An 11394-nucleotide genomic window follows, 5' to 3' on the forward strand; every position below is an offset into this window, starting at 1 on the left:
GCTTGATGCCTATCTGAAGGCTCACCCCACCGTATTCGAGATCGAACCGATGCTGGCCTTCCAACAGGTTTTCCTCAACCCGGACCAGCACGGCGACAAGACCGGGCAGGACGCGGCCTCCATATTGAAGACATTGGCGACAAATCCCGCGACCGATCCGACGATGTTGGGTGACGTGTCGTTGCTTCCCGTGGAGCTGCCCCTGACAGGCAAATCATCGATAGGCCAGACTTTTGGGACGGATTTCGCCGAAGCGCTCGACAAGGCAACGCTAGGCCAGTGGACGGGTCCCGTCACATCAAGTTTCGGACTTCATTTGATCAAGCTGTCAGAGCGTAGACCGGGCCGCTTGCCCGCGCTCAACGAGGTGCGCGATGACGTGGTGCGCGAGTGGGCGAATGACAAGCGCAAGGAATTCGAAGAGCGCCGACTTGAGGAATTGCTGAAGCGATATGCGGTAGTGATCGAGTACCCCGCAAAAACGAGCGCCATCCGATGATTCGCTTCGCAGCGCTATTGACGGTTCTTCTGCAGCTGTTCCAATCCGCACCCGCAGCAGCACACGAGATGCGCCCCGCTTATCTCGAGATGCGGGAGACGGAACCCGATGTATTTGTGGCGGTATGGAAAGTGCCGGCCCTGGGCGACAGGCGGCTCAGCCTCTACGCGCGTTTGCCGGAAACATGCAGGGCGGAGAACGAGCCGACGAGATCCATCGATGGCGGTGCCTACATTGAGCGATGGACCGCCGCATGCGACGGCGGTCTGAAGGGCCGTGAGATCACCATCGACGGCTTGCGCTCAACCCTGACCGACGCGCTGATCCATATTACCTACCGCGATGGGACGACGGAGATTGCCCGCCTCAAACCAGATATGCCGAGCACTGTCATCAAGGGCGCTCAGGCCAGCTTTGAGGTGGCGGAAACCTATTTCCGGTTGGGTGTTGATCACATCCTGTCCGGCATCGACCACCTTCTATTCGTGCTGGCTCTCATGCTGCTGATCCACAATCGATGGACGCTCGTGAAGACAATTACTGCCTTTACGATTGCCCACAGTATCACGCTTGCAGGGGCGGCTTTGGGTTACTTCAGCCTACCGCAGAAACCCGTGGAAGCCACCATTGCGCTTAGCATTGCCTTCGTGGCCAGCGAACTCACCAAGATCAAGCCAGCAGAAAGGCGGCTGTCCGAGACCTATCCCTGGATGGTGGCCTTCGCTTTCGGTCTTCTTCATGGCTTTGGCTTTGCTGGTGCGCTCAAGGAGATCGGACTTCCACAGGTGGATGTGCCGCTTGCTCTTCTCACCTTCAATCTGGGCGTCGAAGCAGGGCAAATGCTTTTTGTAGCGGCGGTACTAATCGCCTTCAGAATTGTTACCACCCTGATCACCATTCCGATTGTAGCTGCGCGGAGCACTGCCGCCTATCTGATCGGCACAATGGCTGCAGGCTGGCTCATCACACGACTTGCCGGCTTTGTGGTCTAGATCGGATAACTGGAACTGGTTCCGAACTCGGGTTAAGCGTCGCGTTGATTGGCGAGAAACGTCGCGAGCCCTCGAGGATCGGAGCGATCTTGGTCATGGCGATGTCGCGTCTCGGTCGTCCTGCGGATTTCCCGGATCAGAATGAGATGGCGGCCACTCCATGTCGGCACCGCTGAGAACCCCAGTCGAGAATTCCAAACGGAACGCAGCAATTGGAGAACAGAATGAAACAGAAACAAGTTGAATGGGCTTCATGCGGACGTTGCTCTATGTGGCTGCCCAAACGCAGATGACTCCGCCCCGAGGTGGGAAATGGACGTCTATGCAGGTCAGGCGAACGCTGGACCGTTGCGGGCGACCAAATCGGATGGCGTTTGGGGTCAAAACCCAATCACCTGGACTACCGAGTTCGACCCTAAACGGAAGCTCGTTCGCGCTCGGCCAGGAGCGAGAGTCCATCCGCTGAAGGCAGCCGGGCAGAGCCTCAGCCAGATCGCTGCTACCCTCACACGACAAGCGGACGCAGGACCGGCCTGCGCCCCGGCCGAAGCACTGCCCGGCCTATTTATTTGGAAACAGTAGTGTAATACCCGTGCGGAAGCCGAAACCATCTGGCCCATTGTCGGGGCTTTCCGCCCAGTAGCGCACACCGGCGAACAGGCTGATCGGCTGCTTGTCCATCACCACCAGCTTCGAGACTTGGAAGTTGATCGGGACCGACCATTGCTGCGCCTCCCAATTGTAGGTGCTCTCGGTGTTCAAGCTGAACGTCCAAGCGTCCTTCGTCGTGTAGGAGACGAAAGGCTGCAAGTAGGTGGCGTTGATGTCGCTGCGGTCGCCGTCGCCGGCAAACGACCAGATGTGGTTCGCCAACATACCCACCGTCCATCCGTCCTTTTGTTTCAACACGACGGCTGTCGGACCAGCTCCCCATTTTTGTCCACCAAGCAATTCGTCGGTCGCCGTCGGAAAGAGGAACACCGGGCCGACACCCCAGATGATCCCATTTGCGGTCGGCTTCTTGGGCGAGAAGAACAGGCTCTGGCTGATGTCGCCGAGCCCGAACTGATTGCCGGAAGGCCCGGCAATATCGTGCTGGTAGGCGACGGGCAGGATGGTGCGGGAGATGACGTTCCAATCGTCGTTGAGCGAGAACGGAATGACCGGCTGGATGTTGACATAGCCCTTGTCGCCATCGTTGGGACCATAGCCCTGGTCCCAATTGAATTGGAACGGCACGCTGATCAGCGAGGCGATCGGGTTAGACAGCTTCTTGGCGAGATCCTGGGTATCCTCGGCCCAAGCGGCACTGCAGACGAGCAAGCCTGAGGCGAGCGTAGCCGCCAGCCGAATGGCCCATTCGGACTTCATTGACATCGGCAACCCCCTCTTCGCATGCCGACCAGCCTAAGGGGACCGACCCCGGATAGACAGTACACCGTCAATGCTGGGTATGGTCCACACTTTTGTCGATGGGTGTGTTTCTCGAACGCCGCCCCGCAATCATTCGCTTGTCTTAGGTCGATGCAGGCGGGATGGAGCTTGCGACTGAAGCGCCGGTCATGAGAGCGGAACAGGGCGATCATGACATGCTATGCGCTGGGCAAAGTTGGAACCAGATCGTTGAGGACATGGAGTGTTCCCGCGCCACGGTCAAGCCGGCCAAGCGGTTTAAGGAGGCCTCGGGGGCACAGTCTACCCCCCCTCAGCCTCGCCACGTCACTCAGCTCACCTTCTTAACAGGCGGGATGGTCCACGAACCGTCAATGATCGAAGGGTCGCTCTCGTTTGGCCAGTAGGTCCGCATCATCAGGACGAACTTGCCCTTGGGCGCAGGCAGCCAGTTGGCCTCCTTGTCTGCTCCAGGGCTCTCGTTCTGGATCAGGATGTCAATGGAACCATCGTCATTGGCTTTCAGCGGCTGGCGGGCGCTGATAGAATAACGGTTGAGCGGGTTGTCGACGAAGAAGTAATCCGCGTCGTACATAGTCACTGACCAGAAGCCTGTTACCGGAGGGGTTAGACCCTTCTTGAAGGTCAGGACGTATTTGTCCGAACCCGAATAGGCCCTGTTGATCAAGTCGCCATGCGACGTCATGGAGGTCGGATAGATCGCGTCCTGCGGACGATTGGCGCCAAGGCCAATGGCGGTCACGAGCGCGCGCTGGATATAGTTCGTGCCGTAGATACCGGTCTTGGTTGTGAAGCCCCAGCCATTGATTTGCTTCACGTCGCCGTCACTGAACTTGAAGTGCAGCATGATGCGGTCGAAGGCGATCTGCGGGACGCGCGTGACGAAGGCAGGATTGAACTTCGTCTTGTCGAAATCCTGCCCCGGCACGATGCCGATTTGTGCCATTTTTTCCACCATCGGTGCGTCAGCCTCCGTCGGCGGATTGGTCTTCATCAGTTCGGCGAGCAGCGTGAAATACTCGACCGCATCCATCTTGTTGACTTGATCGCGGACCGCCGTTTTCATGTCGATCGACTGGTCGACCTTGCCGGGAGGCGGCGTCCATTCCTTGCCGTGCGCGCTCAGCGGATAGAGCTTTACCTCGTCCTGCACCTTGTGAACTGCCGCATAGTCCTCGGGCGTGCCTGTGCAATAGATGCGGCCGAGCAGCCAGACGATGCTGGTCGGCGATTTGTACTGCTTGACCCCGTCCGGCAGCGTGCCTTCCCAGCCAGGGCCGGTAACGGCAAAGGTCTGCGCGCCTGTTCCGGTGGTCCGCTTTCCCGGCACGTCGAAGACCGTCGTCCAGCCGTCGAGCATGGGGAACAAGGCGTAGCGGTCCTGCAAGTCCGGCAGGCTGACGACCCAAGGCTCCTTGCCGACGTCCAAGAAGGCCGTGGTGTACAGCGTGTCGGCGTTGGGAGCTGTCACATCCCGGAACTGTGCATTAGGATATTCGCGCACCTTGATAAGATTCCCCATCGGAGCCTTGGTTCCCTTGGGTTTGGCAACATTTGTTATAACCCGGCGAGTCATCTCCATCGTGACCAGCGGATAGCCGTAAGTGTAAGCCTCGACCGCGAGGCCGAAATCATCCGATCCTTCCATCAGATCTCCAACCAGACCCTCTGCGTGGCCACTCGTGGGCCTCTGCGAAGTTGCAGCAAGCAGACCTAAGCCGCCAAGCGAGACGGCGCGACGCGATATGTTCATAGCTGGCACTCCGAGTTTTGACGTGTGTTTGACGCTACGGCACCATGCATCGAGAAACTAGGTACTGCATGTATCTTACGGGATCATACAGGCGTCGATTGTCGTGAAAGCAAACAAGGTCGCGCACCAGCACGTTAAGTGTCAAAAGCCGCGCAGGGAGAGTTCCCCGCCTGGCGCCGAAGCTCCTTGATGAGGCTGGCACAAGACCGTTGAATGCCGCTGGGGTCGCGCAGCTTACGCCTCGCGTACCAAGCGGTTGCTGAGGAAAGCCGGCTTCACGTCGACTGATCCACTGGCACGAGCTGCCCAGTCTGCACGTAGCATACAGTTAACTACCTTCCCCATAAGAGGGGAATGCTCCAGCATCGTGCCAAGGCAGAAGGTATTTGCCGGGACTGGCAGCACGACTCGCTGGCAGCCACCCTGAAATCGCTTGGAGGACGATAATGGAACGCAAGTTTCCGCGCTGGCGCGCCGGCGCCGGCATTGTGGCCGCTATTGCGCTTCTCGTCTGCTCCAGTCCCGCCTCCTTCGCGGCCGCCCAGAATAAGACAGTCGCCGCGGATAGCGGCACGGGCGCCCAATCTCCCGAACCGCTTGACGAGGATGAACTTGAAATCCTGGTAGCGCGCATCGCACTCTACCCCGATGAACTTGTCGCACTTATTTGTGAGGCGTCGCTGTACCGGCTGCAGATTGTAGAGGCGAGCCGGTTCCTGGATCAGGTGGCCAAGAAATCGGACCTGAAACCCAAAGAAAGCTGGGACAGCAGTGTAATCTCGCTGCTCAACTATCCCGAGATCATTAAAATGATGAGTGACGATCTGGATTGGACCCAGACGTTTGGCGACGCGTTAACGTATCAGCAAAAAGACGTACTGGTCGCGATTCAGCAGTTGCGCGACAAGGCGGAGGCCAAGGGCCGACGACAAGGTCACGGTTGTCGAAGAGAACAACAATGTCGTTATCCGGTCCGCGAGTACGGACACGATCTATATCCCGCGGTATGAACCGGCCATGCCGTACGCTACCGCTTATCCCCTTGCGCCGATTGCCTACTGGGCTAAAAGTCCCGACAGCGGACCCGACGGCTTCGGCTTCCGCACGGGAATTACCCTGCTGTTCCCGAAGTAGGCTCAACACTGTCCGTGACAGCCACGAGCAATGGACCGCTACGAATGAAGAACGACCGGAAGCCGATATCCATTAGCTGAGCCGCGCGAATACGTATATGTTGTCACTGCGGCGCAAGACGTTCGCATCGGACAAGAAGTAAAAGACGGATTTTAGAGGGGACTTCGATATGGGAATCATCCGAGCTCTCGTGCCGGCTTTGGCGGGGATAGCGGCAGTGCTGGTTGCGGCGCCGGCGATCGCGGCAGACCTTGCACCTCCCGAACCCACACCTGCACCCGCGCCGGTCTGGACCTTCACGGCAGAGCCCTATTTCTGGATGGCAGGCATGAACGGCAGGGTCGGCGTCAGGGGCCTGTCGCCGGCGGATGTCAATGTCGATTTCAGCCAGATTTTCAACCACATCGATTGGTCTCCCCCGCCGGTCATGCTTGCCGGTGAGGCGCGCAATGGCCGCTACGCTCTATTCACCGACTTCATATACCTGGGACTCGAGGCCGATGGCACATCGCCCGGCCCGTTGGCTGCTCTTTCGGCCGAAGCGAAGATGAACATGGTGCTGTGGACCTTCGGCGGCTCCTATCGGGTCGTCGACAATGGCACCGCGACCTTGGACGTTCTGGCCGGCGGACGGCTCTGGTACCTGGATACGGATTTGACCGTTACCGGCCCTCTCGCCACGAGGGAGGCCAGCGGTAGCAAGACTTGGGTCGACCCTCTGATTGGTGTGGCCGGCAATGTTGCTCTCGGCAACGGATTCGGCCTCCATGGCGAGGCGGATGTCGGTGGCTTCGGTGTCGGCGCCGACATCGATTGGCAGGTGCTGGGCACGCTTCAATACCGGTATAGCGATTCGGTCACGCTGGAAGCGGGCTATCGCTACCTTGCCGTAGACTACGACAACGACGGATTTGTATTTGACGTGGCAATGCAGGGACCAATCATCGGCGCCAAATTTCGGTTCTGATCGGATCGGTGATGGCAGGTCAAATAGATCGCGATCGCGTATTTGAGGTAAGGAAGCAAGAGCATCGCGAAGTTTCGCTATGGCGGTTCCGTGCTGATCGTTTTCGCTCCCGGTAGCAGGGGCGGCCTTCTCGACCCGAGAACGCAATGTTCTGGTCGGTTCTCGAAGGACGAATGAACATCCACAAGAATGCCCGTCTGACGCCGCTGCGTCGAGAGGAGATGGCCGCGACGTTGTTGAATGCCGTCTTTCCAAAGCCGATGCGGCGCAGACATACGGGGTGACGGCGAAGGTGGTGGCGCGCTGGGTGGAGCGCTTCCGGATCGGGGGAAGCGCCGGCATGCTCGACCATTCCTCGCGGCCCAAGACAAGTCCGAGGCGAGCCGTAGCCGCGGTGGCAGATGCGATTGTGCGCTGCGCGGGCAGCGCCTGACCGGCAAGCACATTGCTATGCAAACCGGCGTGTCCGAAGCGACGGTGGGGCGAGTGCTGGCACACGCCGGACTGTTACGGCTGAAAGACCTGGTACCGGCCGAGCCGGCGCGTCGCTATGAGCGCGAGCGTCAAGCCAATCAGCCTGTGCCCGGGAGTGGTGCTCTATTGGGCTGAGCGCTCGGGAGCGAGCCCTGACAGATTCAGTTTCCGCACCGTCGTTACACTCCTACTCGCAAAGAAATAAGTCCGAAGCCAACCAGCAGAGAATACCAGATGCTACGAGCGCCATGCATTTGCATCAAGTATCAAAGCGGGGCTGCTTTCGAGCCGTGCATTCGCTTGGGGACAACTTCGAAACGGGAGGGGAGTTTGGGAAATTGTTTTGTGAGCCTATCCAAAGTCAGGCATGTCAGCAGCGTTTTGTTGGCGTCGGCTTTGGCTGCCCTGTTCTGGGGGTGCGCGTCCCGTCCGACGAATGTGCTGTTGCCAGTGGCCGAAACGTCCCCTTCGGCTAGCAAGGTGGAGATGTTGGTGGCGACGACCCGCAGTCGTTCCTCCAATCCGGCTGAGATGTTTACGGGCGAGCGCGGATTGGCCCCCTCGTTCGCGGAGATTACAGTGTCGATTCCTCCGGCATCGGTTCGCAAGGTCGGCGAGGTCGCGTGGCCCAGGAAACTTCCATCAAACCCGGCAACCGATTTCGCGGTCGTTCAGACCGACGATTTGACCGTCCAGACTGCGAAGGGATGGCTCCACGCGTCTGTCAGGAAAAGCCGGGACCATAGTGTTTTGGTCTTTATCCATGGTTTTAATAACCGATTCGAAGATTCGGTTTATCGTTTTGCGCAGATCTCCCACGATACAGGCACCGACAGCGTGCCCATCCTGGTCACCTGGCCTTCTCGTGGGAGCGCACTTGCCTATGGATATGACCGCGAAAGCACCAACTACACCCGCGACGGCCTCGAACTGTTGTTCCAGTTTCTCGCGCGCGATCCAGACGTAAAGGAAGTCTCGATCCTCGCTCATTCAATGGGCAACTGGCTTGCGTTGGAATCTTTGCGCCAGATGGCTATCCGCAACGGCGGCCTGCCGGCGAAATTCAAGAACGTCATGCTGGCTGCCCCTGACGTCGATGTCGACGTGTTTCGCACGCAAATTGCCGACATGGGCAAACAGCACCCCCAGTTCACCCTTTTTGTTTCGCAGGATGACCGCGCGCTGGCGATTTCAAAACGGGTCTGGGGCGATATCCCGCGGCTCGGTTCAATCAACCCGGAGCAGAGCCCATACAAAGAGGAATTCGCGAAAAACAATGTAGTGGTCATCGACCTGACCAAAGTCAAATCCGGAGACAAGTTGAACCATGGCAAGTTCGCCGAGTCACCCCAGACCGTCCAACTGATTGGGGCTCGAATTGCCGGCGGCCAGAATCTCACCGACAGTAGGGTTGGCTTGGGCGACACGATCATTCAGGCAACGACCGGAGCGGCAGCAGCGGCGGGCAGCGCGGCGGGGCTGGTGATCGCGGCACCCGTGGCAGTGATCGATCAGAACACCAGGGAGAACTACGGCCGTCAGGTCAACACTCTCGCAGGTTCCCAGAACAGCCAGAAAGCGAAGGCTGGCAAGAATTGCGGTGTCTCCTCTCCGACTATCCAAGATTGCAGGAAATAGCCATTCGGCGAAGCCAAGTGGCAGTACTGAAGCCGATGAAGGACAGACCATACGCATCTGCAGGAACGGCGCTGCGTTCCGTCCGGCTGAAAAGGGGGGAATGAATGCGTGGCGTCGCGCGAATCTCAATTGCGATCATCCTTTCACTAGTCGTTACAATCTTGACCGCCTGGGCCGGCCTTGCCATGTGGTACCGCCTGCCTTTCGCGGAGCCCGGACGGGCAGTGGCCTGCATCCTGTTCATCTTGTTCGGCTTCACCATCATCATCGCGCTCTTCAGCCGGATCCGCTTCCGGGCCCTCGCAGTGTTTGTGGCTGCGTTTGCTGCGGTTCTGGTTTGGTGGAGCACCATCAAGCCTTTGGCCCACGCCGACTGGGCGCCCGATGTCGCCCGTCAGGTAACCGGCACCTACGACGGAAATCGGTTGACGTTAAAAGACGTGCGCGCCTTCGAATGGCGCAGCGACACCGATTTCACCGAACGCTGGACAACGCGGACGTACGATCTCTCCAGCATCCAGACCGTCGACCTCTTCATGTCTTATTGGTCTGGGACCAAAATCGCCCATGTCATCATGAGCTTCGGCTTTGCAGGAGGTGACTATCTTGCTTGGTCCATCGAGGTACGGCGGCGTCGCGGTGGCGAGTTTTCGCCCATAGCAGACCTGTTCAAGAGCAATCCCCTGGTCATTATCGCGGCCGACGAGCGTGACGTGGTCGGCGTCAGGTCGAATGTACGGGGAGAGGACGTCCAAATCTATCGACTGAAGGCGTCGCCTGACGCAGCCCGGACGCTCCTTCTGGAATATCTCTCTGACGCAAATGCGCTGTCCGCGACGCCAGAATTCTACAATTCCATCACGACGAACTGCACGACGACGATCGTCAAGATGATGCGAGCGGTCGGTGACGTGGTCCCTCTCGACTGGCGCCTCATCGTCAACGGCTATCTTCCCGATTATGCCTATGCACGGGGTGCACTCGATACCCGCATGCCATTGTCAGACTTAAGGGCGATAGCCCACATCGACGACCGTGCGCGGAAGTCAGGCCTTTCGCCAGACTATTCAAGACTAATCCGTATTGGCGTGCCGTCTCCGTCTCGAAGCGGGTACGCCCCTTGAAGTGCTATATCTCGATTGTCGAAACTGAATCAGTAGGCCAGATGTCGGCCTAAAGAAGCTGCTGAAGCGATGCGGAATCGCGTCCCCGCCGCAGGATACTGGAACAAAGTTCGTGTCGGAAAGAAGGTGCCCGCATTACCCAAGGCGCCACCGTGGCGGCCGCAAACGGGCGATCGGGACTAGAGCGCCGATGCTGGTGCCGCTGAGGGCCGACGAGCGCTGACTTCGTATCGGACCAGCCCACCGACGGGCGCCGCTTCCGCATCATGATCTCGATGAGTCCAAGATATCGTTTTATGATGGGAATGGCGCCCCGGCCGGATGTCTCATGCCGTCGCAGCTGCCTAAATCAATAGCATTCTGCATGATGGGCTCTTTGGCGGGTAAATTCTGAATTTCACTATAAGCTGTTGTTTTTGTTGATGGTATGGCGGAGAGAGCGGGATTCGAACCCGCGTTACGGTCTCCCGTAAACACACTTTCCAGGCGTGCGCCTTCAACCACTCGGCCACCTCTCCGTCCTTGCATTTTTCGCGACGGCCGGTTTCGCCGCGCGGGTTGGGGACAATGCAGTCCCTTCAGGGAGCCAGCACGCTATTTCCGCGCCGTGGGTGCCGCCAACCAGCAAACACCTTCCCTTCGCCCCTGAGCCGTCAAAGCAACAGGCGCGGGGCTCATCTAGTCGATCCCGCGCCGAATGCCAAGCCATAACGGCAGTCTATTCGCTTTGCCGGCCACACAGCGCTTCTTGAGACCCACGCCGCATCCGTTTTCGAGGTGCCGACGCCCCGAATGATGTGCACAGGCAAGGCCGCAAGACGGCCGCGCTTGACTTCGCCGCCGGCCACCTGTCGAGTGACGTGGAGGCTTTGCGGGGGCATCGTCCGGACATGACATCAAGCAATGAACAACCGGGCAGCGGGCAGGCGCCAGTCGGGCGCCCAGGCAACGACCTGTCTTATGTCCCGGTGGGTTGGCTCATCTTCGTCATGGCGTGGTCGGTCTACGGCCTGGCCTCGGCCTGGTGGCTGACCGGCGACTCCGGCCTGCCGGACAGGATCTTTTATTTCCTCCTTGGCGGGCTTGCCGTCGACATCATCACCATCCTGTGGGGGCTTTACCTGCTCGGCCTTGCCTTTGGCCGCTCGGCGCGCTTCCCGCGCCAGTTCATCATCTGGCAGGTGGCGACCATCGTCTGGGTGCTGGCGAGGCAGGCCTATGTGCTTGCCGTGCCCGATTTCGTCTTCTCCGCCAGGAGCCAGTTCATCGGCGGCGCCGAAATCGCCATCGGCCTGCTCTGCATCTATCTGCTGCGCCGCGGCTCCGGCGCCGAAGGCGTCTATGCCAGGCCTCCGACCGAAGCGCCGTCGGTCTTCGTTTCCATCGTCGCTGCCTTGCTC

7 protein-coding genes, 1 tRNA gene and 4 pseudogenes are annotated in these 11394 nt (G+C 59.1%); 9 read left to right on the forward strand and 3 right to left on the reverse strand.

All coding sequences use genetic code 11. The features are described 5' to 3' along the window. Positions 1-499, forward strand: a 499-nt coding sequence (locus EOA36_RS14340) for a peptidylprolyl isomerase (RefSeq protein ID WP_145969171.1), incomplete at its 5' end; no start/stop codon positions are given. Beyond that, entirely contained in the window at positions 496-1491 is a 996-nt protein-coding gene (locus EOA36_RS14345; protein ID WP_127278203.1) for a HupE/UreJ family protein, read from the forward strand. The genes EOA36_RS14340 and EOA36_RS14345, both read left to right, overlap by 4 nt. A 561-nt stretch (positions 1492-2052) precedes the next feature. Here EOA36_RS14345 and EOA36_RS14350 read toward each other — a convergent pair. After that, on the reverse strand, positions 2053-2868 hold the full coding sequence (locus EOA36_RS14350) for a transporter (protein WP_127278204.1): 816 nt from the start codon (positions 2866-2868) through the stop codon (positions 2053-2055). A 346-nt stretch (positions 2869-3214) separates the two neighbouring features. After that, positions 3215-4657 (reverse strand): DUF1254 domain-containing protein, encoded by a 1443-nt coding sequence (locus EOA36_RS14355; RefSeq protein ID WP_127278205.1) that lies wholly within the window; start codon positions 4655-4657, stop codon positions 3215-3217. A 446-nt stretch (positions 4658-5103) separates the two neighbouring features. Between EOA36_RS14355 and EOA36_RS14360 the strand changes: the two are divergent. From EOA36_RS14360 to EOA36_RS14385, 6 genes and pseudogenes are all read left to right on the forward strand, one after another. After that, positions 5104-5719, forward strand: a pseudogene (locus EOA36_RS14360) (DUF3300 domain-containing protein); the annotation flags it as partial. Between the two features lie 289 nt (positions 5720-6008). Further along, on the forward strand, positions 6009-6758 hold the full coding sequence (locus EOA36_RS14365; protein WP_127278206.1) for a hypothetical protein: 750 nt from the start codon (positions 6009-6011) through the stop codon (positions 6756-6758). Between the two features lie 173 nt (positions 6759-6931). Continuing rightward, a pseudogene (locus tag EOA36_RS14370) lies at positions 6932-7319 on the forward strand (leucine zipper domain-containing protein); the annotation flags it as partial. Between the two features lie 294 nt (positions 7320-7613). After that, positions 7614-8870, forward strand: coding sequence for an alpha/beta hydrolase (locus EOA36_RS14375; protein WP_245464355.1), 1257 nt, complete (start codon positions 7614-7616; stop codon positions 8868-8870). 104 nt (positions 8871-8974) lie between these two features. Continuing rightward, positions 8975-9994, forward strand: coding sequence for a DUF4105 domain-containing protein (locus tag EOA36_RS14380; protein WP_127278208.1), 1020 nt, complete (start codon positions 8975-8977; stop codon positions 9992-9994). Between the two features lie 145 nt (positions 9995-10139). After that, positions 10140-10263: pseudogene (locus EOA36_RS14385) on the forward strand (IS3 family transposase); the annotation flags it as partial. A 159-nt stretch (positions 10264-10422) separates the two neighbouring features. On the opposite strand, the gene EOA36_RS14390 reads toward EOA36_RS14385, so the two are convergent. Next, a tRNA-Ser gene (locus EOA36_RS14390) sits at positions 10423-10512 on the reverse strand. A 372-nt stretch (positions 10513-10884) separates the two neighbouring features. Between EOA36_RS14390 and EOA36_RS14395 the strand changes: the two are divergent. Continuing rightward, positions 10885-11394: pseudogene (locus EOA36_RS14395) on the forward strand (DUF2569 family protein); the annotation flags it as partial.

The sequence above is a fragment of the Mesorhizobium sp. M8A.F.Ca.ET.021.01.1.1 genome, assembly GCF_003998025.1.
In the GTDB taxonomy this organism is placed as follows: domain Bacteria; phylum Pseudomonadota; class Alphaproteobacteria; order Rhizobiales; family Rhizobiaceae; genus Mesorhizobium.

Bases quoted from the DNA above. Each gene is read 5' to 3' on its own strand.
- EOA36_RS14345 (WP_127278203.1), top strand. From the start codon at position 496: ATGATTCGCTTCGCAGCGCTATTGACGGTTCTTCTGCAGCTGTTCCAA.
- EOA36_RS14350 (WP_127278204.1), bottom strand. From the start codon at position 2,868: ATGTCAATGAAGTCCGAATGGGCCATTCGGCTGGCGGCTACGCTCGCC.
- EOA36_RS14355 (WP_127278205.1), bottom strand. From the start codon at position 4,657: ATGAACATATCGCGTCGCGCCGTCTCGCTTGGCGGCTTAGGTCTGCTT.
- EOA36_RS14380 (WP_127278208.1), top strand. From the start codon at position 8,975: ATGCGTGGCGTCGCGCGAATCTCAATTGCGATCATCCTTTCACTAGTC.